Origin of the sequence: Jiangella alkaliphila (assembly GCF_900105925.1) — a bacterium.
Classification (GTDB): Bacteria; Actinomycetota; Actinomycetes; order Jiangellales; family Jiangellaceae; genus Jiangella; species Jiangella alkaliphila.
On sequence record NZ_LT629791.1, the window covers coordinates 1,559,340 to 1,584,528 of the forward strand.

At 72.7% G+C, this 25,189-nt stretch carries 28 protein-coding genes; 17 read left to right on the top strand and 11 right to left on the bottom strand.

Features of this window, described 5'->3' with window-relative positions; translation table 11 throughout:
- Positions 1 to 5 precede the first annotated feature (5 nt).
- From BLV05_RS07225 to BLV05_RS07280, 12 genes are read left to right on the top strand one after another with little or no spacing between them, the layout of a single operon-like run.
- Complete coding sequence (locus BLV05_RS07225) at positions 6 to 1,082, top strand: 3-oxoacyl-ACP synthase III family protein (RefSeq protein ID WP_046767839.1); 1,077 nt, start codon at positions 6 to 8, stop codon at positions 1,080 to 1,082.
- Positions 1,079 to 2,605, top strand: a complete 1,527-nt coding sequence (locus BLV05_RS07230) for a phytoene desaturase family protein (RefSeq protein ID WP_046767840.1) — start codon at positions 1,079 to 1,081, stop codon at positions 2,603 to 2,605. Before BLV05_RS07225 ends, BLV05_RS07230 begins: the two co-directional genes overlap by 4 nt.
- A 3-nt stretch (positions 2,606 to 2,608) precedes the next feature.
- On the top strand, positions 2,609 to 3,376 hold the full coding sequence (locus tag BLV05_RS07235; RefSeq protein WP_046767841.1) for a 3-oxoacyl-ACP reductase family protein: 768 nt from the start codon (positions 2,609 to 2,611) through the stop codon (positions 3,374 to 3,376).
- 55 nt (positions 3,377 to 3,431) lie between these two features.
- Positions 3,432 to 3,836: an acyl carrier protein gene (locus tag BLV05_RS07240; protein ID WP_046767842.1), complete on the top strand. Its 405-nt coding sequence runs from the start codon at positions 3,432 to 3,434 to the stop codon at positions 3,834 to 3,836.
- Complete coding sequence (locus BLV05_RS07245) at positions 3,814 to 4,272, top strand: holo-ACP synthase (RefSeq protein ID WP_046767843.1); 459 nt, start codon at positions 3,814 to 3,816, stop codon at positions 4,270 to 4,272. The genes BLV05_RS07240 and BLV05_RS07245 overlap by 23 nt, the downstream gene beginning before the upstream one ends.
- Complete coding sequence (locus BLV05_RS07250; RefSeq protein WP_046767844.1) at positions 4,257 to 4,697, top strand: hotdog family protein; 441 nt, start codon at positions 4,257 to 4,259, stop codon at positions 4,695 to 4,697. The genes BLV05_RS07245 and BLV05_RS07250 overlap by 16 nt, the downstream gene beginning before the upstream one ends.
- The gene (locus BLV05_RS07255; protein WP_046767845.1) at positions 4,694 to 5,962 is read left to right on the top strand and encodes a beta-ketoacyl-[acyl-carrier-protein] synthase family protein; all 1,269 of its coding nucleotides are present in this window, start codon (positions 4,694 to 4,696) and stop codon (positions 5,960 to 5,962) included. The genes BLV05_RS07250 and BLV05_RS07255 overlap by 4 nt, the downstream gene beginning before the upstream one ends.
- Entirely contained in the window at positions 5,959 to 6,363 is a 405-nt protein-coding gene (locus tag BLV05_RS07260; RefSeq protein ID WP_046767846.1) for a 3-hydroxyacyl-ACP dehydratase FabZ family protein, read from the top strand. The genes BLV05_RS07255 and BLV05_RS07260 overlap by 4 nt, the downstream gene beginning before the upstream one ends.
- Positions 6,351 to 7,643, top strand: a complete 1,293-nt coding sequence (locus BLV05_RS07265; RefSeq protein WP_046767847.1) for a beta-ketoacyl-[acyl-carrier-protein] synthase family protein — start codon at positions 6,351 to 6,353, stop codon at positions 7,641 to 7,643. The genes BLV05_RS07260 and BLV05_RS07265 overlap by 13 nt, the downstream gene beginning before the upstream one ends.
- Before the next feature lie 43 nt (positions 7,644 to 7,686).
- A complete protein-coding gene (locus tag BLV05_RS07270; protein WP_197683565.1) occupies positions 7,687 to 10,026 on the top strand; it encodes a beta-ketoacyl-[acyl-carrier-protein] synthase family protein in 2,340 nt (779 codons plus the stop codon).
- Positions 10,023 to 10,790 (top strand): alpha/beta fold hydrolase, encoded by a 768-nt coding sequence (locus tag BLV05_RS07275; RefSeq protein WP_052762295.1) that lies wholly within the window; start codon positions 10,023 to 10,025, stop codon positions 10,788 to 10,790. The genes BLV05_RS07270 and BLV05_RS07275 overlap by 4 nt, the downstream gene beginning before the upstream one ends.
- A gap of 2 nt (positions 10,791 to 10,792) precedes the next feature.
- On the top strand, positions 10,793 to 11,245 hold the full coding sequence (locus BLV05_RS07280) for a DUF1772 domain-containing protein (protein WP_046767981.1): 453 nt from the start codon (positions 10,793 to 10,795) through the stop codon (positions 11,243 to 11,245).
- Between the two features lie 471 nt (positions 11,246 to 11,716).
- Here the strand turns inward: BLV05_RS07280 and BLV05_RS07285 are convergent, their stop codons facing one another.
- From BLV05_RS07285 to BLV05_RS07295, 3 genes are all read right to left on the bottom strand, one after another.
- Positions 11,717 to 12,223, bottom strand: a complete 507-nt coding sequence (locus BLV05_RS07285) for an ester cyclase (protein ID WP_082155076.1) — start codon at positions 12,221 to 12,223, stop codon at positions 11,717 to 11,719.
- 37 nt (positions 12,224 to 12,260) lie between these two features.
- Positions 12,261 to 13,436, bottom strand: coding sequence for an FAD-dependent monooxygenase (locus tag BLV05_RS07290; RefSeq protein ID WP_052762298.1), 1,176 nt, complete (start codon positions 13,434 to 13,436; stop codon positions 12,261 to 12,263).
- 235 nt (positions 13,437 to 13,671) lie between these two features.
- Positions 13,672 to 14,082, bottom strand: a complete 411-nt coding sequence (locus tag BLV05_RS07295; protein ID WP_046767849.1) for a hypothetical protein — start codon at positions 14,080 to 14,082, stop codon at positions 13,672 to 13,674.
- Between the two features lie 63 nt (positions 14,083 to 14,145).
- Here BLV05_RS07295 and BLV05_RS07300 point away from each other — a divergent pair, with 63 nt between their 5' ends.
- Positions 14,146 to 14,763, top strand: a complete 618-nt coding sequence (locus tag BLV05_RS07300; protein WP_046767850.1) for a TetR/AcrR family transcriptional regulator — start codon at positions 14,146 to 14,148, stop codon at positions 14,761 to 14,763.
- Positions 14,764 to 14,767: 4 nt separating this feature from the next.
- Here BLV05_RS07300 and BLV05_RS07305 read toward each other — a convergent pair whose 3' ends face one another.
- Positions 14,768 to 15,118, bottom strand: a complete 351-nt coding sequence (locus BLV05_RS07305) for a DUF4333 domain-containing protein (RefSeq protein WP_160312725.1) — start codon at positions 15,116 to 15,118, stop codon at positions 14,768 to 14,770.
- Positions 15,119 to 15,231: 113 nt separating this feature from the next.
- Here BLV05_RS07305 and clpB point away from each other — a divergent pair, with 113 nt between their 5' ends.
- On the top strand, positions 15,232 to 17,820 hold the full coding sequence (clpB, locus tag BLV05_RS07310) for an ATP-dependent chaperone ClpB (RefSeq protein ID WP_046767851.1): 2,589 nt from the start codon (positions 15,232 to 15,234) through the stop codon (positions 17,818 to 17,820).
- 109 nt (positions 17,821 to 17,929) lie between these two features.
- Here clpB and BLV05_RS07315 read toward each other — a convergent pair whose 3' ends face one another.
- The 3 genes from BLV05_RS07315 to BLV05_RS07325 form a co-directional block, all read right to left on the bottom strand.
- Entirely contained in the window at positions 17,930 to 18,679 is a 750-nt protein-coding gene (locus BLV05_RS07315; RefSeq protein WP_046767852.1) for a siderophore-interacting protein, read from the bottom strand.
- 64 nt (positions 18,680 to 18,743) lie between these two features.
- The gene (locus tag BLV05_RS07320; protein ID WP_046767853.1) at positions 18,744 to 18,953 is read right to left on the bottom strand and encodes a DUF397 domain-containing protein; all 210 of its coding nucleotides are present in this window, start codon (positions 18,951 to 18,953) and stop codon (positions 18,744 to 18,746) included.
- Positions 18,950 to 19,756, bottom strand: a complete 807-nt coding sequence (locus tag BLV05_RS07325) for a helix-turn-helix domain-containing protein (RefSeq protein ID WP_046767854.1) — start codon at positions 19,754 to 19,756, stop codon at positions 18,950 to 18,952. The genes BLV05_RS07320 and BLV05_RS07325 overlap by 4 nt, the downstream gene beginning before the upstream one ends.
- 242 nt (positions 19,757 to 19,998) lie before the next feature.
- Here BLV05_RS07325 and BLV05_RS07330 point away from each other — a divergent pair, with 242 nt between their 5' ends.
- Complete coding sequence (locus BLV05_RS07330) at positions 19,999 to 20,232, top strand: hypothetical protein (RefSeq protein ID WP_046767855.1); 234 nt, start codon at positions 19,999 to 20,001, stop codon at positions 20,230 to 20,232.
- Between the two features lie 69 nt (positions 20,233 to 20,301).
- Here BLV05_RS07330 and BLV05_RS07335 read toward each other — a convergent pair whose 3' ends face one another.
- Positions 20,302 to 21,717, bottom strand: a complete 1,416-nt coding sequence (locus tag BLV05_RS07335) for a serine hydrolase domain-containing protein (RefSeq protein ID WP_063932518.1) — start codon at positions 21,715 to 21,717, stop codon at positions 20,302 to 20,304.
- Between the two features lie 134 nt (positions 21,718 to 21,851).
- Between BLV05_RS07335 and BLV05_RS07340 the strand changes: the two genes are divergently transcribed.
- Positions 21,852 to 22,616 carry an SDR family NAD(P)-dependent oxidoreductase gene (locus BLV05_RS07340; RefSeq protein ID WP_046767856.1) on the top strand — a complete coding sequence of 255 codons (765 nt, stop codon included), beginning with the start codon at positions 21,852 to 21,854 and terminating at the stop codon, positions 22,614 to 22,616.
- 151 nt (positions 22,617 to 22,767) lie between these two features.
- On the opposite strand, the gene BLV05_RS37580 is transcribed toward BLV05_RS07340, so the two are convergent.
- Complete coding sequence (locus tag BLV05_RS37580; protein WP_052762300.1) at positions 22,768 to 23,403, bottom strand: hypothetical protein; 636 nt, start codon at positions 23,401 to 23,403, stop codon at positions 22,768 to 22,770.
- A gap of 30 nt (positions 23,404 to 23,433) precedes the next feature.
- Here BLV05_RS37580 and pyrE point away from each other — a divergent pair, with 30 nt between their 5' ends.
- Positions 23,434 to 23,973, top strand: a complete 540-nt coding sequence (gene pyrE / locus BLV05_RS37585; RefSeq protein WP_046767857.1) for an orotate phosphoribosyltransferase — start codon at positions 23,434 to 23,436, stop codon at positions 23,971 to 23,973.
- Here pyrE and BLV05_RS07355 read toward each other — a convergent pair.
- Together BLV05_RS07355 and BLV05_RS38525 are read right to left on the bottom strand one after the other, a co-directional pair.
- Positions 23,970 to 24,866 carry a hypothetical protein gene (locus BLV05_RS07355; protein WP_046767858.1) on the bottom strand — a complete coding sequence of 299 codons (897 nt, stop codon included), beginning with the start codon at positions 24,864 to 24,866 and terminating at the stop codon, positions 23,970 to 23,972. The two genes, pyrE and BLV05_RS07355, sit on opposite strands and share 4 nt — an antisense overlap.
- Entirely contained in the window at positions 24,859 to 25,161 is a 303-nt protein-coding gene (locus tag BLV05_RS38525; RefSeq protein WP_197683567.1) for a sigma-70 family RNA polymerase sigma factor, read from the bottom strand. Before BLV05_RS38525 ends, BLV05_RS07355 begins: the two co-directional genes overlap by 8 nt.
- Positions 25,162 to 25,189 lie beyond the last annotated feature (28 nt).

The following is a 25,189-nucleotide window of genomic DNA, read 5'->3' on the forward strand; positions in this document are numbered from 1 at the left end:
GACCCATGCCCAAGGCGCAGATCGTCGGGACCGGCGGCTACCAGCCGGGCGAGCCGATCGACAACGCGATGATCGAGTCGATCGTCGGCCCGCTGCCGGAGGACGTCCTCGCCGGGGTGTCGATCCAGCAGCGGTACTGGATGATCGACCCGGCCACCGGCGAGCACCTCGACAGCAACTCCGGGATGGCGGTGAAGGCGGCCCGCTCGGCACTGGAGAGCGCCGGGCTGGAGGCCGCGCAGGTCGAGCTGATCATCGTCGCGACCGGGACCCCCGACTACCCGCTGCCGCCGGTGGCCAACCTCGTGCAGGAGGCGCTCGGCCTGGAGGAGTGCGCCACGATGGAGCTCCGGTCGGCGGGCTCGGGGCCGGTCCAGGCGCTCGACATCGCCAGGACGTGGATCGAACAGGGCCGCATCACGACCGCCCTGGTCATCGGCTCCGAGGCGATCTCGCCCGCGCTGGCTCCGGTGTTCCTCAAGACCGAGCCCGCGAAGATCCGGATGCGCGACCGCGTTCCGCTCTACATGTTCGGCGACGGCGCGGGCGCGATCGTCGTCCGGGCGGGCGAGGGCGAGGGCCTGCGGCAGGGGACGACGCGGGCGATCGGCGGCTCGCGCAAGGCCGGGATCCACGCGATCGGCGGCGGGACGCACGCGCCGATCCTCACCCAGCAGCGCTCCAAGCGCATGGTCGACCTGCGCGTCGACGTGGTCGGTGCCGGCGACTTCACCCCGGTCATGGTGACGAAGGCGCTGGCCGACAGCCTGGCCGCCGCGGACCTGGCCGCCGAGGACGCCGACTGGTGCCTCATCCCCGAGGGCAACGTCGGCTGGATGCTCGACTCGCTGAACGAGGCCGGGCTGCTGACGCCCGAGTGGCTGGCGCTGCAGGGCCGCATCTTCGACGACCTCGCCCAGACCGGCGCGTGCGGATGCGCGGCCGTGCCGCTCTTTCTCGACCACGCGTGGCGGACCGGCATGGTCAAGCCCGGCCAGAAGGTGCTGCTCATCGGCGTCGAGGCGACCAAGTGGATCTACGCCGGCATCGCCTGCGACTGGACCGCGGAAGCGCCGGCATGACCGGCTACGACGTCGTCGTCATCGGCAGCGGTCTGGGCGGCCTGTCCGCCGCCGCGCTGCTGGCCCGAGCCGGCCTGCACGTCGCGGTCGTCGAGCGCAACGAGCACCCGGGCGGCTACGCCCAGGTGTTCCGCCGCGGTGAGTACGTGTTCGACCCGGCCATCCACTTCACGCTGGACGCCGGGCCCGGCGGCTTCACGCCGAAGCTGCTCGAGCACGTCGGCGTGGCCGACCGGGTGCGGTTCGTGGCGTCGGAGCACACCTACCGCTCGTTCTTCCCGGACCTGACCTTCGACGCCATGCCCGGCCGCGACGCGTTCCTGCGCTCGCACCAGGAGCTGTTCCCCGCCGACTCCGATGGACTGGCCCGGCTGTTCGAGATGCGGCAGGCGATCTTCGCCCAGCTCGCGGCGCTGCCGCAGAAGGTCGGCCCGGACGGCCTGGAGGCGGCGATGGCCACCGCGCCGCTGGTCTTCCGGCACCGGATGTCCTCTGTCGAGGACGTGCTGAAGGAGTACCTGCGCGACTCGCGGACGGCGGCGGCAGTCGCCAGCATCTGGCCGTACGTCGGCTCGCCGCCGTCGCGGATGTCCTTCCTGCTGTTCAACCAGATGCTCGAGACGATGCACGCCGGCTGCTACTACCCGCTCGGCAGCTTCCAGACGGTGGTCGACGCGCTGGCGGCTGCCGTCGTCGAGAACGGCGGCGACGTGCTGCTCGGCGCCGCGGCGACGAAGATCGTCCTGCGCGAGGGCCGGGCCGCGGGCGTCGAGGTGGCGGGCGGCACAGTCCTGCCGGCCCGCGCCGTGGTGTCGAACGCCGACCCGCAGCACACCTTCGGCGAGCTGGTCGGATGGGACGCGACCGGTCCGAGCCTGCGCCGGCGGATCGGCCGCTACAAGCTGTCGCCGTCGGCCGTCGTGCTCTACGGCGTGCTCAACGCCGACCCGGACGCCCTCGGCCTGGTGCATGAGAGCTTCGTCTTCCCCAGCTGGGACCACGAGCGGACGTGGAGCGAGCTGCAGGCCGGCCGGCCGGGCGGCATCTGGGTGAGTGTGCCGACGCTGCTGGACCCGTCGCTGGCGCCGCCCGGCGTGCACCTGTGCGTGGTCACCGGCCTGGTGCCGGCGCGCGCCGACGGGTCGTGGCGAGCGGTGCGCGACGATGTCGCGGACCGGATGTTGCGCGACGTCGACGCGCTGATCCCGGGGCTGCGCGACGCCTTCGAGATCGTCGAGGTCGCCACCCCGGACACCCTGCACCGCTACACGAACAGCAGCGGTGGCGCCACGTACGGCTGGGAGAACATCCCGGCCCAGACGGCGAGCAAGCGGCTGGCGCACCGGACCCCGGTCGACGGCCTGTTCCTGTCCGGGCAGTGGGCCGAGGAGGGGACGTCGTCGCTGCGGGTTCTGACGTCGGGCCGGGCCACCGCGGCCATGGTGGCCGCCGACCTCGGGAGCCCCGGCACCGTCCCCGACCTGGGCGGCCCGTCCTTCTTGAACCTACCCGCGAGGGGATGACTGATGAAGCTCTCGAACAAGGTGGCGCTGGTGACCGGCGGCTCGCGGGGCATCGGCCGCGCCGTCTGCCTCCTGCTGGCCGCACAGGGCGCGTACGTCGCGGTCAACTACCGGTCGAGCCGGCCGCAGGCGGAAGAGGTCGTGGCCGAGATCGAGGCCGCGGGCGGCAAGGCCATCGCGGTCGCCGGTGACGTCGCCAGCCCGGCCGACGCCGTCGCCATGGTCGAACGGACCATCGCCGAGCTCGGCGGCCTGCACATCCTGGTGAACAACGCCGGTGTCGCCAAGGACGTGCTGATCTTCAACATGGAGCCCGACGACTGGCGCTCGGTCATGGAGACCAACTTCGGCGGGGTCTTCAACTGCACCAAGGCGGCGCTGTCGCACTTCATGTCGCAGCGCGAGGGCGTCGTGGTCAACGTCTCGTCGGTGATGGGCGAGCGCGGATGGGTCGGCCAGTCCAACTACGCCGCGTCGAAGGGCGCCATCAACGCCTTCACCCGCACCGCCGCGGTCGAGCTGGCCCGCTTCGGCATCCGGGTCAACTCCGTACTGCCCGGCTTCGCCCCAACCGACCTCGTCGCCGGCCTGGTCGAGAAGGGCGGCAAGGGCATCAAGAAGCAGCTGCCGATGCGCGACTTCGCCCGGATCGAGGACGTGGCGTCGACCATCGCGTTCCTCGCCGGGCCCGACTCCAGCTACATGACCGGCTCCGCCCTCACCGTCGACGGCGGAGGCAGCGCCCAGCTCGGCATCGGGCGGCCCGACTGACCCGCCGCCGCAGCACGGCACACCCCACCACGCACCACACACGAAGGAGCCGAACGTGACGAACGAAGAGATCTTCCTGGCGGTCCGCCCGGCGGTCGCCGAGGCCCTCGGTCTCGACGAGGACGAGGTGACGCCCGACGCCACGCTGCTGGACGAGCTGGGCGCGGAGTCGATCGACCTGCTCGACATCCTGTTCCGGCTGGAGCGGTCCACCGGCGTGAAGATCCAGGCCGCGGACCTCTCCCACCACGTCCAGGGCGGCATCCCGGACGAGGAGTTCGGCGACGAGGCGAACGACGTCATCACGCCGGTCGGCATGGAGCAACTGAAGAAGGTCATGCCGCAGATCGCCGGCATGGACCTCGACGGCAAGCTGCAGCCGGAGAAGGTCATGAGCTACTTCACCGTGCAGAACCTGACCGACCTGGTGGCGGCCCGTGCCGCGGCAGTCTCCGCCTGAGTTCGCCGGCCGGCCCGCGGCGCACTGCCGGGTCCGCGTCGGTGTCGACCTGGTCGACGTCGAGCGGCTGGAACGGCTGCTCGGCGCGAACCCGGGCGCGGCGGACGAGCTGTTCACCGTCGCCGAACAGGCCTACTGCGAGGGCAAGCGGCGACGCGTCGAGCACCTCGCGGCCCGGTTCGCCGCCAAGGAGGCGGTGCTGAAGGCGTTCGGCACCGGGCTCGGGCAGCGGATGCGGTGGACCGACGTCGAGATCGTGAACACCCCGCTCGGCCGGCCGACCGTGCGGCTCGACGGCGCGGTCGCCGCCCGGGCGCGCGAGCGCGGCGTCAGCGAGGTCGAGGTCTCGCTGACCCACACCGCCGGCCTGGCCATGGCGCAGGCCGTGGTCGTGAGCCGGACCGAGAGAAGGGACCAGGCGTGCGTTTCCACCTGATCGACCGCATCGACGAGTACGAGCCGCGCCGCAGCGTGCGCGGGCGCAAGGTCGTCTCCGGGGACGAGCCGGCCCTGGAGGACCACGGGGACGGCCCGGTGCTGGCGCCGCCGCTGTTGCTGGAGGCCATCTGCCAGGCCGGCACCTGGCTGATCATGCTCTCGACGGAGCGGCGGAAGCGGGCCGCGCTGTTGCAGATCGGCGACGTGCGCTTCGTCGGCGACGCGCGTCCCGGCGACGTCGTGGTCGTCGAGGGCATCGTCGAGGCGATGAACGACGAGACGGCGGTGCTGTCCGGAACCGCCAGCGTCGACGGCAAGCCCGTGGTCGACGCCGCCGACATCATGTGCGCGCTGATCGACGCCGACGATCTCGAGGCACCCGAGGACAGCGAGCGCCTGCTGCGCCAGCTGACCCGCGCATGAGGCCGCTGGACCGCCGGGTCGTCATCACCGGCGTCGGCGCGGTGACGCCGGTCGGCAACGACGCGCCGTCCACGTGGTCGGCGCTGCGGGCCGGCCGCAGCGGGGTCGGCCCGATCACCACGTTCGACGCCTCGACGTTCCCGGTTCGCATCGCCGGCATGGTGAAGGACTTCGACCCCGAGCAGCGGATCCCCGACCCGGAGCTGCGCCGGCACCTCTCGCGCCCGGGCGCGTTCGGCGTCGCGGCGGCCGCCGAGGCGCTGACCGACGCGGCGATCGACGACGAGACCTACCCGGCGCACCTGCGTGGGGTCAGTGTGGGCGCCACGTCCGGCCGGCCGTCGCTGGCCGAGCTGGCCGAGATCTTCCACCGCATCAAGGGCTCCATGCCGCTCTACCGGCAGCCGCCGGAGAACGTCTGGGAACGCGACCAGAACGTGCCGGCCGCGGCGATCGCCAGGCTGGCCGGCTGCGAGGGCCCCGTCGTGGGTGTGTCGACGGCGTGCACCGCTTCTGGTCACGCCATCGGCGAGGCGTACCGGCGGATCCAGGAGGGCGACGCGGACATGATGGTCGCCGGCGGCTACGACTCGCTCATCTCCTGGCTCGACGTGCTGGGCTTCTCGCTGCTCGGCGCGCTGACCACCGACCACGCGGACCGGCCCGAGCAGGCCTCGCGCCCGTTCAGCGCCGACCGGTCCGGCTTCGTGCTCGGCGAGGGCGCGGTCATGGTCGTGCTCGAGGACTACGAGGCGGCCCGGGCGCGCGGCGCGACCATCCACGCCGAGATCGTCGGCTATGCGGCCACGATGAACGCCTACCGGATGACCGACCCGCCACCGGACGGCGGCGGCGTCACCCTCGCCATGGTCCAGGCGCTCGACGACGCCGGTCTCGCGCCGGAGCAGGTCGGTTACATCGCCGCACACGGCACCTCGACGCCCGGCAACGACATCTGCGAGACCCGGGCGATCAAGGACGTGTTCGGCGCGCACGCGCCGAAGGTCGCCATCAGCTCGGCGAAGTCGATGGTCGGACACCTCACCGCGGCCGCCGCCGGCGTCGGGCTGATCGGCGCCCTCGGCGTGCTGCGCGAGAAGGTCGCGCCACCCACCATCAACCTCGACCATCCGGACCCGAAGCTCGACCTCGACTACGTCCCCAACACGTCCGCGGCGGTGGACACCGGCACGGCGATGGTCAACGCCTTCGCCTTCGGCGGCACCAACGCCTGCTTGATCGTGCAGGAGCTGACCACGTCATGACATCTGCTCTGATGACCCTGGACCGCGTGGTCGGCGTCGAACCCGGGCGCCGGGCCGAGGCGATCCGCAACGTGCCGAGCACGCTGGACCTCTTCGACAGCCACTTCCCTCGGTTCCCGGTGCTGCCCGGCGTGCTCATCCTGGGCACCCTCGGCGCGCTCGCGGAGCTGCTGTTGCGCGACACGACCCAGGCGACCTGGCGGCTGTCCGGCGCCGGTGGCGTCCGCTTCCGGCACTTCGTCCGGCCCGGCGACGTGCTCCGGCTCAGCGTCGAGCTGACCGAGCACGACGACGGCCTCGCCGTCTGCAAGGCCGAGGCCGGCGTCGACGCCACCCGCGTCACGACGGTGCGCCGGCTGCTGCTGGACCGCGTCGACGGAGGTGTGCCGTGCGCCGAGTAGCCGTCACCGGAATCGGCCTGGTCACCGCTCTGGGCACCGGGACCGACGAGACCTGGCAGGCGCTGGTGGCCGGCAAGAGCGCCGTCGACCACCTGCGCGGCTTCGACGCCGCGTCGCTGGACTCGCGGCTCGGCGCCGAGATCGCCGGCTTCGACCCGACGCCGTACGTGAAGCAGCGGCGGGCGCTGCGCAACATGACCCGCAACGACCAGCTGGCCGTCGCCGGAGCCGCGCTCGCGGTCCGCGACGCCGGTCTCGAGCTGGGCGAGGACGGGCCGCTCGACCCGGACCGGCTCGGGCTGTTCATCGGCGGCAACAAGGAGATCTCCGAGCCGTCGAAGGTGCTCGACGCCGTCCTGCTGGCCCGCAACGACGACGGCACGGCCGACCTGCGGCGGATGGGCACCGAGGGCGCCGCGCAGTTCTACCCGCTCTTCTACGTCGAAGGGTTGCAGGCCGCGGCCCTGTTCTACATCTCGCAGGCGCACGGGCTGCGTGGCACCAACACTTACTTCGCCGGCACCGGTGACGCCGGCGCCACCGCCGTCGGCCGGGCGTTCCGCGCTGTGCGCCGGGGCGAGGCGACGGTGGCCGTCGCCGGCGGGTTCGACGACCCGACGTCGTGGTGGAGCATGACGAAGCTGGACCCGCTGGGCGTCCTGACCGCCAGCAACGACCTGGGCGCCGGGGCCTTCCGCCCCTTCGACCGCGGTCACGACGGCGCCGTCACCGGCGAGGGCGCGGCCTTCGTCGTCCTCGAGGACCTGGACGCGGCCCGCAGCCGGGGCGCCACCGTCTACGCCGAGGTCACCGGGTTCGGTTCCGGGTTCGACGCGGGCGCCGTCGGGATGCCGGCGCGCGACGGGCGCGGCCTCGCGCACGCCATCCGAGCCGCCCTCGACGAGGCCGGCGTCGACCCGGCCGACGTCGACTACGTGGCCGCCGACGGCGCGGCCACGGCGACCGGCGACGCGGGCGAGGCCGCGGCGCTGCGGGCGGCGCTCGGGCCGGCCGCGGGCACGATCGCGGCCAGCAGCGTGAAGCCGGCCACCGGGAACCTGGTCGCCGGGGCCGGCCCGCTCAACGTCGCCGTCGCGGCGCTCACCTGCCACCACGCCACCGTCCCGCCGACCCTGAACCTCACCGACGTCGACCCGGCCTGCGAGGGCATCGACTGGGTGCCGCGCGAAGCCCGCAACCTGCCGGTCGGGCACGCGCTGGCGCTCAGCCGCGGGCTGGAAGGGCAGAACGTCGCGCTCGCGCTGCGGGCCGCGCCGTAGAACCCGGCAGCCGTGAAGTGACCACACGTACGAGGAGAGCATCGTGACGATCGCATCGCAGCAGCAGCCGGCCCGGGTCGCCGTCGTGAGCGTCGGCGCCATCACCTCCCAGGGCCCGACCGCCAGCGACCTGTGGCAGGGCGCGGAGAAGGGCCGGGTCGCCATCGGGCCGGTCCGCCACATGTCGATGGAGGGCTTCCGCACCGGCCTCGCCGGCGAGGTGCAGGACGAGCACCGGCCGCGCGGCCGGACCGGCTACCCGAACGGCTACCGCGACCGCGCCGTGGAGTTCGCGCTCGTCGCGGCCGAGGAGGCGATGTCGGCCAGCGGACTCGGCACCGACGACGTCCCGTCGGACCGGTGGGGCGTCGTCGTCGGCAGCTGCAACGCCGGGCTGATCAGCGGCCGGCACTGGTACCTCGAACGGATGCGCGGCGGCTCGGCCGATCCCGCACTGCTGATGTTCGTGCCGCCGCAGGCGATCGCCGAGGCGCTCGCGGGCAGGTACCGCATCAAGGGCCCCGCGCTGTCGGTGAACACGGCCTGCGCCGCCGGCGCCAACGCCATCGGCTACGCCGCCGAGCTGATCCGCTGGGGGGAGGCCGACGCCGTGCTCACCGGCGGCAGCGACGCGCTGTCGGACGTCCTGGTGGCCGGCTTCAACGCGTTGGAGTCGCTGTCGCCGGAGCCCGCGGCGCCGTACTCGCGCGACCGGCTCGGGCTGTCGCTCGGCGAGGGCAGCGGCATGCTCGTCCTGGTCCGCGAGGACCTCGCTCGCAAGCTGGGGCTGCCGGTGGTCGCCGAGGTGGCCGGCTACGGCCTGTCCGCCGACGGCTACGACGCCACGGCGCCGCACCCCGGCGGCCGCGGCGCGTCGCGCGCCATCCAGGCGGCGCTGCGGTCCGCCGGCGTGGCCGCGGACGAGGTCGGCTACGTGAACAGCCACGGCACCGGCACGGCGAAGAACGACCCGGCCGAGACCAAGGCGACCAAGCTCGGGCTCGGCGAGGCGGCCCACTCGGTCGCGGTGAGCAGCACGAAGTCGATGATCGGGCACCTGCTGGGCGCCGCCGGCGCGGTCGAGGCGATCGTGACGGTCCGGGCGCTGGAGGAGCAGACGGCGCCGCCGACGGCGAACTTCACCGAGCCCGACCCCGAGTGCGACCTGGACTACGTGCCGAACGTGTCGCGGCCGCTCGACACCTCCGTCGCGCTCTCGAACAACTTCGCCTTCGGCGGAGCGAACGCGTCACTCGTGCTGACCAGGAACCGCGCCTCGACCGCGCCGGTGCCGCGGCCGGACCGCGTCGTGGTCACCGGGGTCGGCGCGCTCACCCCGGCCGGCACCGGCCCGGCGGCGCTCTGGGACGCCTGGGCCGCCGAGCGCGACTGCACCATGCCCGAGCGTGACACCCGGGTCGCCCGCGTCGACGTCGACGTCAGCGAGTTCCTGACCGCCAAGCAGCGCCGCCGGATGGACCGGCTGGGCATTTTCGCGGTGATCTCCTCGCGGCTCGCGCTGGAGGCCGCCGGTCTGGACATCGACGACGACAACGCCGGGTCGATCGGGACGGTGCTGGGCACCGGCATCGGCCCGATGGAGGCGATGGAGGCGTTCTCGAGGCCGCTGTTCGAGGACGGGCCGCGTGCGGCCAGCCCCGCGGTCTTCCCCAACACCGTCTACAACGCGGCCACCGGTCAGGTGTCGATGCACGTGCGGGCGCTGGGCCCGACGTCGACCGTCACCACCGGGCACGCGGCGGGCGCGGCGGCGGTCGTGTACGCAGCCGACCTGCTCAAGCGCGACCAGGCGGCGGGCATGCTCGCCATCGCCGCCGACACGCTGACCGACGCGGTCGTGGACGGCTATCGCGACCTCTCCTCCGGCGGCCCGGACGGCTTCGCGGTCGCCGAGGCGGGCATCGCCGTGCTGCTCGAACGGCGGTCGGCGGCGCTCGCTCGCGGCGCCGCACCGCTGGCGGAGGTGCTCGGGTACGGCATCGCCGGCGACGGTATCGGCGTGGGCCGCTGGAGCCCGGGTGGCCGCGGGCTGGAGCGGGCGATGCGCCTCGCGATCGACCGGGCCGGCCTCGCGCCGTCCGACGTGACAGCCGTCTGGTCGTCGATCGCGGGACTCGACCGCGCCGACGACGCCGAGCGGGCGGCACTGCGCCGGCTGTTCGGGGACGCGGCCGGTACCGAGGGCCCGGCGATCCTGGCGCCGAAGAAGCTGATCGGCGAGCCGATCGGCGCCGGCGGAGCGCTGAACCTGGCGCTCGCCGTCGAGGCGTGGTCGCGCGGGCAGTACCGCGGGCCGGTGCTCGTCAACAGCTCGTCGCTCGGCGGCACGCACGTCTCGATCGTGCTGGCCCCGGCGTCGTGACGGGACGGGTCCGTCCGACCGAGCACCTGGTCGACGACGCCGACCCGGCGCTGGCGTACGGGCGGCTGCCCGGCGCCGGGCCCACGGTCGTGTACCTGCACGGGCTGGGCGCGCGCTGGCAGGTCTTCGCGCCCCTGATGCTGCGGCTGCGCGACGACGTCGACCAGCTGGCGCCCGACTTCCGCGGGCACGGCGGCTCCGGCCGGGCGCCGGAGCACTACGGCGCCGGCGACTTCGCGGCCGACACCGCCCGCTTCGTCCGGGCGACGGCGTCCGGCCAGGTCGTGGTCTACGGGCACTCGCTGGGCGGCTGGGTCGGTCTCGTGCTGGCCGCGTCGTACCCGTCCTTGGTGCACTCGCTGGTCGTGGCGGACTCGGCGATCTTCCCGGAGCGGCTGGACCCGAGCCTCGTGGTCGGCTACCTGGCCGACCTGCCGATCGCGCTGCGGTCCATGGCGAAGTCGCTGGACCAGCTCGACCCCGAGGTCATGGCGTCCTTCCGGGACGGCCGGATGCTGGCCGGCTTCGACCCGCACGAACTGCTGGCGCGGGTGCGCTGCCCTACCCTGCTCCTGCAGGGTGATCCCGAGCGCGGCGCGCTCATGGGCGACGACGACGTGTCCGACGCGTTGAAGCTGCTGCGCGGCGCCGGGCATGTCCGGCTGGACGGCCTGGGTCACGGCCTGCACGTCGAGGACGCCGAGCGGGTGGCCGCACAGGTGCGGACGTTCGTCTGCGGCGCACCCGGCCGCCGAGAGGGGTGAGCGTGGACGTCCTGGGGTTCGTCGTGATCGTGGTGGTGGGCTTCACCGCCGCCGCGGAGTTCGGCTCGTACGCGTTCGTGCACCCGGTGATCCGCCGGCTGCCGCCGGAGTACCACGTCCGCGTCGAGCAGGGCCTGCTCCGGACGTTCGGCATCGTCATGCCGCCGCTGATGACGGGGAGCCTGGTGCTCGCCATCACCAACGCGGCACGCGGCGGGACCGAGGGCGGCCCGCTGTGGCTGCGGGTGGCCGCCGCGGTGGCGTGGGGCCTCGGCATCGTGTCGACCGTTCTGGTGAACGTGCCGATCAACCTGGCCACGCTGCGCTGGGACCCGGACGCGCCGCCGGAGACCTGGCAGCGCACGCGGTCGCGGTGGGAGTGGTTCCAGGGGTTCCGCTCGTGGATGTACCTGGTCAGCTTCGTGCTGGTGGTCTGGGCCGCGACGTCCGCCTGAGCGGCCGCCGCGGCCCGGGCGGGGGCTGGATGAATGAGTCCAGTTCTCACTGGTCGGTAGGCGGTTGGCGCGTGGTGTTCGGCGGGTGAGGCCCGGCGGTCCTCACCCGGCGTGAGCGCACCTGACCCGCCGCGGGACCACATCGGGGCGCCGGCCCGGTCTCGATCCGGTCCTGACGCGGGTGAGGTGCACCCCACCAGGGTGAGGAGCGGGCGCCGGCGACCACCGCGTCTCCCGCCGTCCTGCGCCGCAAGCCGCGAGAACCTTGATCAAGGCGCGGTAGTTGCTGCCCTGGCGACAACAACCCCCGCCATGATCATTCGGACTCACTCCGGCATCCCCACCTCAGTGTGTGAGTTCGCTGCGTCGGGTGGGGTGGATCACTGTTGCTCTGGCGACAGCGACGCCGCCCGGCAAGCACAGCCCGCTCAAACTCGGTTCAAGTGTCGGAGTTTCGGGGACCGAGCTTCGCTAGGCGGTGCGCCCGCGCCGGGAGAGCCGGTCCTTCAGGCGGATGCCCTTCACCACCAGCCAGGCCATGGGCTTGGGCATGTTGCCCTTGGGGAGCATGCCGAGCTGGCGGGCGGCACCGAACTGGTCGGCCTCCTGCCAGCCCTCGACGATGCGCCCGTCCTTCAGGCGCACGATGCTGATGGACTCGAGGGTGACCGATCGGCCGGTGGCCGGGAACCCGTTGAAGAAGCCGTTGTGGGTTCCCGTGGAGCTCCAGCGGATGACGACGAAGTCGCCCTCGGCAATCAGTTCGTGAACGTCCATCGTGAAATCAGGGAGGCCGGTGCTGATGCGCCGCATGGCTTCGCGCATTCCCTCACGGCCGGCCGGCAGATCGCCTTCGCGGATCTGGTCGTGGAAGACGACGTCGTCGGCGACGACTTCTTCGGCCACCGCCCAGTCTCCTTTACCCCAGGCCTGCTCGAGATAGTTTGCGACAATAGCCTTGTTCTCTTCCGGGCTCATGGCATCTCTCTTTCCGTTCGGTGGCTCGTGCGGAGGGTCACGGCGTCGCCAGTGCGGGATGCCGTCGAGCGTCGAGTTCCAGCAGCGAGGGCGTCACCAGCGCGCCGACGGTGCGCAGGATGGTGGCGTTGGCGGCGGAGCCGAACCGGCTCTCCCACGACGCGGAGTCGCCCACCTGACGCGACGCCCACACCAGTAGCAGCGTCCGGGCGCGGCGGATGCGTTCGTACCCGCGCAGCGCCCCGAGCAGCCCGCCGCCGGCGGCCAGTTGCCGGCCCAGCACCACGGCGTCGGTCAGCGAGGCGCCGGCGCCCTGGCCGAGGTTGAACGTCATGGCGTGCGCGGCGTCGCCGAGCGTCGTGATGCGGTCGGTGCCCCAGCGCCGCCGCGGTGCCTGGTCGTAGGTGTCGCGACGGCGGATGCCGCCGGCCGGCGTGGCCTCGACCAGCGCCGCGGCGGTGGGGTGCCAGTCGCGCACGAAGCTCGCCAGAGCGTCCGCTTCGCCCAGTGCGTCGCCGGCCGGGCCCTGGGCGCTGTTGCGGACGAACCACCAGCAGACCTTGCCGCCGTCGAGGTGGAAGAACGCGAACCGGGCGCCCTTGCCGTGCAGGATGCGGAAGACGCCGTCGGGCGCGCCGCCGTCGTCGTCGGCGATGCCGAACCAGTGGGCGTAGCCGGGGTGCCGGGGCGCCGCCTTCGGGTGCAACCCGCCGCGGACCACCGACTTCAGGCCGTCGGCGCCGACCAGCAGGTCGCCCCGCTCGGTGTGGCCGTCGGTGAAGACCGCGGTGACGCCGCGGCCGTCCTGCTCGACGCTGGACAGTGTGGCGCCGAGCCGCAGGCTGTCGGTGCCCAGCTCGTCGTGGAGCGCGGCGATGAGGTCGGTGCGACGCAGCGCGATGGGCACCGCGCCGATGGCTCGGCCGCGCTTTCCGACGTCGAGGCCGTTGAGCACGCGGCCGCGGGTGTCGCACATCTCGAACCGCTCGACCGGGTGGCCGATCTTGGCCGCGGCGTCGCCGACGCCGAGGTCGCCGAGCGACAGCACGCCCGCGTACCAGAGCACGTAGCAGCCGCCGACCTGGGCGGCCGCCAGCGACGGCGCACGCTCGAAGACGACGCTCTCGTATCCGGCGCGGCGCAACGCGATGCCGGTGGCGGCGCCGCCGACTCCGCCGCCGATGACGAGGGCTCGCCGGCCGTTCTTCCGCATGTCGCCTCCGCCGTGAAATGGTGTCGAGAGAGTGCCAGATTTCCACCGATTCGTGCTGATCCAAGCCAAGCATCGGTGGCGGCGAAGGTCAATATGTGCCGCGTGACAGTCGGGTAAAGGGGAGGTGAAGCCGATATTCGGCGGTAATGCGGAGTGCCGCAGAGAAAGCAGGCCGAAATGGCGCGTCCGGGTCAATCTAATGGCTCGGACGCGCTCTTCTCGGGACCTTCTTCGGTCAGGCGGTCAATAGGCCGATACCCAGGGTCGCCAGGCCCGCCGTCAGGGACAGCGCGCCCAGCCAGATCAGCCAGACGAGCCGGTTGGGGGTGGTGCGGTCCTTGCCCATGGACGAGAAGAAGAACCCGGCCGGCATCAGGATGGCCGCCGCCGGGACGCCGCCGCGGGCGATCCAGGCGGCCGCTCCCTCGAGTGTGGTGGCGTCGGTGAGGACCGCCGTGATGAGGCCGAGCGTGATGAACATCCCGGCGTGTCCGTGTCCGGCGCGGGCGAAGGACTGCTGGAACGGGGTGGCCGGCAGGTCCCCGCGGGCCAGCCGCATCAGGAATATGCCACCGGTCTCGACGGTGATGGCGGTGAGCAGCAGGATGCCCGACAAGGTGGTGGCTTCGGAGCTGAGCTCGAGCATGGCGACCTTCCAGGTCAGTTTTCTGACACTGTTATGTAACAACGTTAGGCTACACTCCGTCAAGTGGGTAGGCCGCGACTGCACGACGAAGCCCTGCGCGACCGGCTGCTGAGCAGCGCGGCCGCGACCGTGACCTCGACAGGGGTCCGGTCGCTGAGCCTGCGCGCCCTGGCCACCCAGGCGCGGACGTCCACGGCGGCGGTGTACTCGCTGTTCGGGGGCAAGCCGGGACTGGTGACGGCGGTCTACCAGCGCGCGTTCACGCGGTTCGGCGAGCAGCTGGCGCTGGCCGGGGTGAGCGACGACCCGGTCGAGGACATCGTCCGGCTCGGTCTGGCCTACCGCGACGGAGCGCTGGCCGACCCGAACGGCTACCTGATCATGTTCGGCGACGAGGTCCGTCCGTCAGAGGTCGAGCCCGAGGTGGCGCGGGCCGGCGCCAGCACCTTCGAGCCGCTGCTCGACGCCGTCCGCCGGGCGGTCCGGGCCGGAGCGTTCCCGGCCTCGCCGCCGCCCGAGTCGATCGCCACCGCGCTGTGGGCCAACGTCCACGGCCTGGTGTCGCTGGAGCTGGGCGACATGATGCCGCCCAGCGCCGGTGATGCGGCCGGCCTGTTCGTGACCGCCGTCCGCGCCAACGTCGCCGGCTGGGTGGCGATGGCGGGCCGGCCGGACCGGTAGCGGCTCAGCCGCCGGTGGGCGTCGGGGTGGGGGTCGGCGTCGGTGTCGGGGTTGCGGTGTCGTTGCGCACCTCGTACCGGACGTCGTTGCCGTCGACGTCGGTGGCGGTGACCGTGAGGCCGACCTGCTCGCCGTCGACCGTCGCCGTGCAGTGCACCGACGCGTCCACCTCGCCGGCGAGGTCGCCGTCGCAGCTGACGGACTCGACCGGCTGGCCGGCCTGCTCCTCCATCAGCTGCTCGACCGCGCTCTCGAGGTCGGAACGGGGCACGGACCGGTCGCCTAGCGCGGTGCACCCGGCCAGGGCGGCGGCGAGAGCGGCGGCGGCCAGTGCGGCCGGAAGGCGACGAGACATCATGGTCATTGTTCCAGTGCTCGGGCTGGCCGCACAGAGTTGAGTGGAATAGGCTCAACTCTGTCGCGGTTGGCTTCAGAAGAGACCGAACACACCGAACAGCGGGGAGATCGATGTCCGACCAGCTCACCACCAAGGCTCAGGAGGCGCTGTCCGTCGCCGTGCGCAGCGCCGCGACCGCGGGCAATCCGGCCGTCGAGCCGGTGCACGTGCTGCGTGCGCTGCTCATCCAGTCCGGTGGGCTGACCGGGCCGCTGCTCGAGGCGGCCGGCGCCGACCTCGCCGCCGTCCGGCGCGACGTCGACGCCGCGTTCGAGGGGCTGCCCAAGGCGGCCGGCTCGACGGTCGCGTCGCCGAACCTCGCCCGTACCACGTACGCCGTGCTGTCGCACGCCGGCGAGGTGGCCCGCGAGCTCGACGACCAGTACGTCTCCACCGAGCACCTCGTGGTGGGGTTGGCGCACGTGCCTTCGCCGGTGCGCGACCTGCTGGCAAAGCACGACGTCACGGCCGAGAAGGTGCGCGCGGCGTTCGCCGAGGTGCGCGGCTCGGCCCGGGTCACCAGCCCCGACCCCGAGGGCAGTTACGACGCGCTGAACAAGTACGGCGTCGACCTCACCGAGCGGGCCCGCGAGGGCCGGATCGACCCCGTCATCGGGCGCGACTCCGAGATCCGCCGCGTCGTCCAGGTGCTGTCGCGGCGCACCAAGAACAACCCCGTCCTCATCGGCGAGCCCGGCGTCGGCAAGACCGCCGTCGTCGAGGGCCTGGCCCAGCGCATGGTGGCCGGCGACGTCCCCGAGTCGCTGCGCGGCAAGCGGCTGGTGTCGCTCGACATGGGCGCCATGCTGGCCGGCGCGAAGTACCGCGGTGAGTTCGAGGAGCGGCTGAAGGCCGTCCTCGACGAGATCAAGGCCAGCGACGGCCAGGTCGTCACGTTCATCGACGAGCTGCACACCGTCGTGGGCGCCGGCGCCACCGGCGACTCCGCGATGGACGCCGGCAACATGCTCAAGCCGATGCTGGCCCGCGGCGAGTTGCGCATGGTCGGCGCCACGACGCTCGACGAGTACCGCGAGCGCATCGAGAAGGACGCCGCCCTCGAGCGCCGCTTCCAGCAGGTCTACGTCGGCGAGCCCAGCGTCGAGGACACCATCGCGATCCTGCGCGGGCTGCGCGAGCGCTACGAGGCGCACCACAAGGTGCAGATCGCCGACGCCGCGCTGGTCGCCGCCGCCGCGCTCTCGCACCGTTACATTACCGGCCGCCAGCTGCCCGACAAGGCCATCGACCTCGTCGACGAGGCCGCGTCGCGGCTGCGCATGGAGATCGACTCCTCGCCGGTCGAGATCGACACGCTGCGCCGTCAGGTCGACCGCCTCAAAATGGAGGAGCTGGCCCTCGACAAGGAGCACGACGCCGCCTCGCGCGAGCGGCTCGCGTCGCTGCAGGCCGAGCTGGCCGACCGTGAGGAGGAGCTGCGCGCTCTCGAGGCCCGCTGGGAGCAGGAGAAGGCCGGGCTGAACCGCGTCGGCGCGCTCAAGGAGCAGATCGACGAGCTGCGCGGCCAGGCCGAGCGCTCGCAGCGCGAGGGCGACCTCGCCGGCGCCAGCGAGCTGCTGTACGGCCGCATCCCCGAGCTGGAGAAGGAGCTCGTTGCCGCCAGCGAGGCCGCCGACGCCCAGGCCGCGACCACCACCATGGTCAAGGAGGAGGTCGGCCCCGACGACGTCGCCGACGTCGTGGCGGCCTGGACCGGCATCCCGGCCGGCCGGCTGCTCGAGGGCGAGACCGAGAAGCTGCTGCGCATGGAGGATGAGCTGGGCAGCCGGGTCATCGGTCAGCGCACCGCGGTCACCGCGGTCTCCGATGCCGTCCGCCGGTCCCGCGCCGGCATCTCCGACCCCGACCGGCCCACCGGCTCGTTCGTCTTCCTCGGCCCGACCGGGGTCGGCAAGACCGAGCTGGCCAAGGCGCTCGCGGAGTTCCTCTTCGACGACGAGCGCGCCATGGTCCGCATCGACATGAGCGAGTACAGCGAGAAGCACAGCGTCGCGCGGCTGGTCGGCGCCCCGCCCGGCTACGTCGGTTACGAGGAGGGCGGCCAGCTCACCGAGGCGGTCCGCCGCCGCCCGTACTCCGTCGTGCTGCTCGACGAGGTCGAGAAGGCGCACCCCGAGGTCTTCGACATCCTGCTGCAGGTGCTCGACGACGGCCGCATGACCGACGGCCAGGGCCGCACGGTCGACTTCCGCAACGTCATCCTCATCCTGACGTCGAACCTCGGCTCGGTGTTCCTCGCCGACCCGGCGCTGGACGAGAAGGCCAAGCGCGACGCCGTCATGGAGATCGTGCGGGCGGCGTTCAAGCCCGAGTTCCTCAACCGCATCGACGACATCGTGATGTTCGAGCCGCTCGGCACCGGCGAGCTGGCCCGCATCGTCGACCTCCAGGTCGTGAAGCTGGCCCAGCGGCTGGCCGACCGGCGCCTGGCGCTGCGGGTCACCGACAGCGCGAAGGAGTGGCTGGCCCTGACCGGCTACGACCCGGTCTACGGCGCCCGGCCGCTGCGCCGGCTGGTGCAGACGGCCATCGGCGACCAGCTGGCGAAGGAGATCCTCGCCGGCGAGGTCCGCGACGGCGACACCGTCGTCGTCGACCTCGACGAAGGCGCCGACAAGCTCAGCGTCCGCCCCGCCTGACGCGGGCAGGGAGGGGGCGGAGGAGGCGGAGCCGGCGTCAAGAGCGCACGCGGCATGCTTCACCGCCGCGAAGCGGAGCCGGCGCAGCCTCCTCCGCCCCCTCCCTAGATCAGGCAGGGGAGCCGGCGCGGCCGCGGCGCCAGTAGCCGAAGGCATGCAGCCGGTCGCGCTCGACGCCGCGTTCGATCGAGGCGAAGCGGCGGATGGCGCGCACCTCGCCCGCCTCGCCGGCCACCCACACGTCGACGGCGCCGCCGGGCCAGGGGAGCGACCGGACCGCGCGCTCGAGCGCGCCGGTCGTCCCGGCCGCGGCGCCGTCGCGGTGCAGCCAGGTGACCCGCAGGTCCGCGGCCGACTCCAGCGGCAGCTCCTCGCCGGCGTCGGCCACCTCGACGACGGCGTGCATCGGCAGCCCGGCGGGCGCGGCCTCGGCCAGGGCCGCCAGTGCCGGCAGGCCGGTCTCGTCGGTCGCCATGACCACGGCGTCAGCGGCCGGCGACGGCACGGCGTGCGGCCGCGGGCCGGTGAAGTCGAGCGCGTCGCCGGGGGCCGCCGCCCGCGCCCAGCGGACGAACAGCCCGTCGCCGTGCAGGACGACGTCGAGGTCGATCAGCCCGGACGCCGGGTCGGCGCGGCGGATCGTGTACGTGCGGCTGGCCGGCCGCGCTCCGCTGAGCGCGTCCGCGCCACCAGCCGGCGGCGACAGCCGCAGTACCTGGTTCGGGCAGGACGGGTCCAGCGGCAGGTGCGGCTCCTCGACCTGGACGGTCAGCCGGAGCATCGCCGGGGTGAGCGGCGCGACGGCCATGACCCGGAGCCGGCCGGACGACCCGCGGCCGGGTGCGGATCCGGCGGTCATGCCCGCATCGTAAGACCGCCCCCGCGGCCGGTCGGCTGCGGGGGCGGTCGGAGGTTCTTCGGCTTCAGTCGAACTCGCCGGCCTTCGCGCCCATCACGAATGCCGACCACTCACCAGCGGTGAACTTGAGAATTCCACCGTTGGGATTCTTGCTGTCGCGCACTGCCATGCCACCGTTCGACAGCGGCGTGATCTCGACGCACTGTCCACCGTCGCCGTTGCTGTAGCTGGACTTGCGCCACACGGCGCCGGCCAGCTCCGACACCTCGCTCATAATTCCTCCATGACTTGGCGGATCAGATCCGCCGATTCATCTGGTGACAACGCCTGGGCCCGGAGCACATCCATCCGGTCCACGGCATCGCCCACGACTCCGCTGTCCGTCATGAGGTGACCCCCGGTGGGGCCCTCGTAGTACAACACCGGCTGCCCGTTCAGGCGGTCGAAGATCGTCATTTGTCCGTTCAGCGCGGCATGTGCTCCCGCGACGAATGGCATCACCTGAATGGTGATATGCCGCATCTCGGCCATTTTGAGCAGGTGCTGGAGTTGATCTCTCATGACGTCCGGTCCGCCGATCATGCGGCGGAGCGCGGCCTCGTCGATCACCGCTCGGAGCCTCGGTGGATCATCGCGGCGCAAGATCTCTTGCCGTCGAATCCGGGCTTCGACCTGTGTGTCGACGTGGTTGTCATAGGCCATCCTGACGCCCGCCAGGAGCTCACGTGCATACGCCTGTGTCTGCAGGAGTCCGGGCGGAAAGGTCTGTTCGTACGTGTGGATCGACTTGGCCCGTTCTTCCTCCTCGATGAACCCTCGATACTTCGCGGGCACCGACTCGCGGCTCACCATCTTCCATGCACGGACGAGGAGGCCGTCGGTTCCCAGGATCTCATCGCATCGTTCCGCAAACTCTCGCTGCGGAGGCCGCTGCGCAGTTTCCACATTAGCGACGGCTCCGCGCGAGTAGTTGAGCTTTTCCGCCAACTGTTCTTGGGTCAGACCGGCACGGTGACGCGCCCGCGCCAGCTCACCACCGAAAAAGGCGGCCGCGGAATCCGGATCATGGTCTGTCACGGCATCTCCAGGCGATGTCACAAAGTCGCGGGCGGCGTCACAGGTGGGGGGCGTGACACCCAAATTGTTCCCGCCGGTGGCTCAGATCATGCACGATACTTCGCCAAGGGCAACGGCGCAGCGTTTCGGCTGATCCGAGCCGTGGCGAAGCGTTGCCAGGCCCCGGTCCGCGGACCGTCCAGAACGGGCGCGGACGAGCCCGGAGCACGGGCCCTGAGAAGGCCCGGCACGACGGAGGAGAGATGTCCCGCTTCACGGCCCGAGCGCACGGGTACGGCCTCGTCGACTGGACCGCTGACGAGGTGGACGCCTACGCCTCACGCCTGCTGCGCGACCACGTTCCGGGCCGCCGCTGGATGCCGCATCGTTCGTCGTCGTGCCGCGAGTGCGGAGAGAGCTGGCCGTGCCCGGCCGCGGCGTGGGCCGGCCAGTGGAGCCACGGCGTGACCCGTACCGAACCGCGCTCGCGGTTCTGACTTCGGTGAGTGAGATGACCTCGACCCTCGTTGTCCTTGCCCTGCCCCTGCTTTGGGGCGTCTGCGAGCTCATCTCGCGTGAGCGTCGCCGGCACCATTCGTGACCAGCGGCGTGCCCGGCGAGACGCGGTTGCGGGTCCGGACCGCCCGGGCCACCCGGTCGATCGGGTGCGCGGTCATGGCGAACGCCTGGACCGACGCGACGCCGTCGACGCCGAAGTGGTAGCGGATGGCCTCGCCCACGGGCGCGTAGCCGGTGCCGCCGGCGATCCGCAGCGTGTGGTCGTCGACGACGGCGAGCCGCATGGGCTCCTCGGTGGGATCGCGGTCGGTCGGATCGAGCAGGTAGAGCCGGCCGGCGAGGTCGACGATGTCGAACACCCGCCACATGCTGGCGAACCGCCCGGTGAAGCGGGACAGGTCGGCCGGTGACGGCGCCAGCTGCGGGCTCGCGGTCTGGGCCAGGTTCACCAGCTTGATCAGCCCGTCGGCGAGCATGAGCGCCGGCCCGTCGATCGCGTTGGTGAGCACCGAGACGGCCAGCCGCCCGGCCGGGTCGAACGACGTCCGGGTGATGTGGCCCGGATAGCCGCCTCCGTGCCCGAACACCAGCCGGTCGCCGATCATCGCCCGGCCGAACCCGAGGCCGTACTCGGCGTCGCCGCGGCCCTCGACCTTCCACTCCGCCCGCTGCATGAGCCGCTTCGTCGCGTCGGACACCAGCCGGGTGTCGCCGTGGAAGTGCGCCGCGACATAGTGCACGAGGTCCTCGGCGGTGCTGAAGAAGCCGGTGGCGGCGGCCATCGCGGCGGTGTCGACGTGGTCGATCGGGATGCGCCGGTCGGCGTAGGACAGCGCGGTGTAGCCGGTGGCGTAGTCGCCGGCCCGGGCCGGGTCGTACTCGGGGCCGGTGTTGTCCAGCGACAGCGCCTCGACGATGTTCTCGTGCACGAACGCGTTGTACGGCTGCCCGGAGGCGGCGGCGACGATCAGGCCCAGCATCGAGTAGCCGATGTTGGAGTACTTGAACCGCTCGTTCGCGGGCAGCACGCCGGCGCCGTCGTCGAGCAGGATGGCGCGCAGCCGGTCCTCGTCGGGGAACGCGTGCGCCAGCTGCCAGAAGTCGCCATCGCGGCTGTCGCGGACCACGCCGCCGCCGTGGGCGAGCAGCTCGCGCACCGTCACCGGGGCCAGCGGGGTGTCGCGCAGGAACGGCAGCCAGTGCACCGCCTGGTCGTCCAGACGCAGCTGGTCGTGCTCGGCCAGCTGCAGCACCGCGGTGGCCGTGAACGTCTTCGAGTGCGACGCGATGCGGAACAGGTGCTGCGGTGTCAGTGCGACGCCGTGCTCGACGTCGGCGAGCCCGTGCGCGCTCGACAACAGCAGCTTGTCCTCGTGGAGGACGGCCGCCTGGACGCCGGGGATGCGGTCGTACTGCTGCCGGAACGCGACCCACGTGTCGAAGTAGCGGGTCGCGTCGGCCACGGCTGGATGGGAAAGATCGCTCACGAATCCTGACCTTATCGACCGCAATGACCGAAGTGGGACCATGATCGTCGCGATCTATGCGATTCGGGCGCCGGGTCTCGCATCGTGGTCGGCGGCGTACTCTTCCGCCCATGGCTACGGCACTCGTCACCGGACCCACCGCGGGCATCGGGCTGGCCTTCGTCCGGGCGCTCGCCGCCCGGGGCCACGACGTCGTCCTCGTGTCGCGCGACGAGGCCCGGCTGGAGGCCGTCGCCGCCGAGCTGCGCGGCGCCTACGGCGTGGGTGCCGAGGTGCTGCCGGCCGACCTCGCCGCCGACACCGAGGCGGTCGAGAAGCGGCTGCGCGCGGTGGAGCGCCCGGTCGACCTGCTGGTCAACAACGCCGGCTTCGCGCTGCGCAGCCGGTTCCTCACCAACGACGTCGCCGACGAGGAGTACCTGCTCGACGTGCTGGTGCGGGCGGTGCTGCGGCTGACGCACGCCGCGCTGCCCGGCATGGTCGAGCGTGGCCGCGGCGCCGTCGTCAACGTCAGCTCGGTGGCCGGCTGGGTGCCGCGCAGCACGTACAGCGCGGCGAAGGCCTGGGTGACGGCGTTCAGCGTGGGCCTCACGCCCCAGTTGCGCGGCACCGGCGTCCAGGTCATGGCGCTCGCGCCGGGCTTCGTCCGCACCGAGTTCCACGACCGCGCACAGCAGGACATGTCCAGCCTGCCGTCGTGGATGTGGCTCGACGCCGACGCGGTGGTCACCGCCGGGCTGAAGGACCTGCGGCAGGGGAAGGTCGTGTCGGTGCCCGGGACGATGTACAAGGCCGCGGCCGCAGTGCTGCCGCGGCTGCCCCGGCGGCTGGTGCTCGGGCTCGGGCAGCGCCACCCCGCCGGCCGTCGCCGCTGATCAGCGCGCAGCACTGACGCCCTGTGGAGGTCTGCCGTCCAAAGCGACGGCAGAGCACCATCGCGCGATGGAGGTCTGCCGTCTGATGCGACAGCAGACCTCCAACGGGGCCGGCAGGGCGGTGCGGGTCAGGCGATCGCGCGAGTATCGGTCATCCGGGCAGTGCGGCGATCGTCTCGGCCAGAGCCGCCGCGACGTCCTCGCCGGCGGCCGGAGTGCGTACCGGCCAGCCGCGGGCCGTCGCCGACCGGGCCCAGAAGTCCACCGGCCCGACGCCCGGCACGGTGGCGCCCGTGTGCAGGTAGGCGCACGGCGCGTCGGGCCAGTCCGGCGCGGGCGGCAGCCGCTCGGTCCAGAAGTCGTGGTCGCCGGGGTGCGCGGCCTCGGGCGGCCACCCTGCGCCGCTCGCGTGCAGCGCCTCGTGCGCGGCGTCGGCGGCGGCTCCGTCGGCCGCGCGGAGCAGGTCCAGGTGCGACGGCGCGCCCGGCCGCGGCAGGGTCGCGTCGGCGAACACGTAACCCCCGACGCGGCGCCCGGCCGCTCGCTGGGCGCGGGCCAGCGCCGGCAGCAGCGGACCCGCGGTGCCGTGCGCGACGAGGACCAGCGGCGACGCGGGCGCGGCCGCCAGCAGCCGGCGCGCGGCGTCGGCCAGCCAGCTGACCGCGTACGGGCGGCGGTCCGCGACCGGCGACGCGACGACGACGGGGTACGGCGCGCGCGTGGGTGCCGGCCCGCCGTCCCAGGGGCCGAGCGGGCCGGACACGACGACGACGGCTCCGGGCTGCACGCTGCACAGCCTGCCGTACGCTCGTGCCTCGTGAGTGCCTGGGATGAGCTGCGCCGCCACATCGTCGAGAAGGCCGTCGTGCACGGCCGGGTCGTCCTGTCGTCGGGCAAGGAGGCCGACTACTACGTCGACCTGCGCCGCATCACGCTCGACGGCGCCGCCGCGCCGCTGGTCGGGCTGGTGATGCGCGACCTCACCGCCGATCTCTCCTTCGACGCGGCCGGCGGGCTCACGCTCGGCGCCGACCCGGTCGCAACTTCGATGCTGCACGCCGCCTCGGCCGCCGGGCAGCGGCTGGACGCGTTCGTCGTCCGCAAGGACGCCAAGCAGCATGGCCTGCGCCGCCGCATCGAGGGCCCCGACGTCGCCGGCCGCCGCGTGCTCGCCGTCGAGGACACGTCCACCACCGGCGGCAGCGTGCTGACCGCCGTCGAGGCGCTGCGCGAGGCCGGCGCCGACGTGGTCGCCGTCGCCGTGATCGTCGACCGCGACACCGGCTCGCGCGAGCGCATCGAGGCCGCCGGGCTGGAGTACCGGGCCGCCTATTCCCACGCCGACCTCGGTCTCTAGGGCTCGATGGTCGCCGGGCGCGGCGGATACCACTGCCCGTCCAGCAGTTGTCGGTCGCCCAGCGGCTCGTCGAGTTGGACGGTCAACGGCGCCGACGGACTGCCCGGGCAGGTGTTCCCGCCGGGTGGCTGCGGCTCGAGGCGGGTGGTGATCACGACGGTATCGGCGTGGTACTCCACGATCGGCTCGGTCAGCCGGTCCGCGGGCGACTGGCCGCTGGAGCACTCGTCCGAGTTGACGTTGATGTCGACCGACGTGGTGTCGGGTTCCGGCGCGGTGCGCAGCGTCCACCACCCCGGCATGAGGCCGTCGCTGAAGTAGCGTTGCGGCTCACAACCACCGCCGCCGCCTTCGTAGGCCCAACTGCCGTCCGCTGCCCGGGCGTAGATGGCCGTCGACAGTTCGCCGCCCAGGTTTCGTGCTTCCTCGGTGTCCTTCATCCAGATCAGCAGATAGGCCCTCGAGCCGACCTGGCCGATCAGCGTCCAGCTGTCGATCAGCCGGGCCGCGATGGATGGCCGTGCGGTGGTCCGTACGGCGGTGCCGAGGTCGCTCTCCGGGTCCAGCTCCGGCCGCTCGGTGAGCAGCACGGGGTCGAACAGAGGCCAGCCGTTGTACATGTTGCACGTCACCAGGTCGGACGCGACCTCGGCGGGGGTGCTGGCGGCGGGCTCGGGCTCGGCGTCGCCGGCGACCGGGACCAGGCCCCGTCCGGCGAACCCGGCCACGACGCCGACGGCGAGCACCACCGCCGCTCCTGCCAGCCGTCGCCGTCGCCGCTGGACCAGTCCGGCGCGGGTGACGGTGTCGGCGAGGTCGTCGCCAGAGGGGGCGGCGCCCGCGCGGTCGGACAGCGTGGCGCGCAGCGCGGTCTCGAGATCGGTGTCAGACACGGGTCCACTCCTTCCGCAGCGTCGCCAGGGCCCGCGACGCGTTCGACCGGACCGTCGACGGGGTGCTGCCCATCAGCTCGGCGATGCGGGCGTCGTCGAGGTCCTCGTAGAACCGCAGCACCAGCACCGCCCGCTGCACCCGCGGCAGCCCGGCCAGCGCGGTCCACATGACCGACCGCTCGGCCTGCTGGTCGCTGTGGTCGAGCTGCGCGGTGGCGGGCAGCTCGGACGGCGCCGTCGGGGCCTCGGTGGAGCTGCGCCGCCGCTTGCCGTCGACGAAGGCGTTGACGACCATGCGGCACACGTAGGCGTCGGGCTGTCGG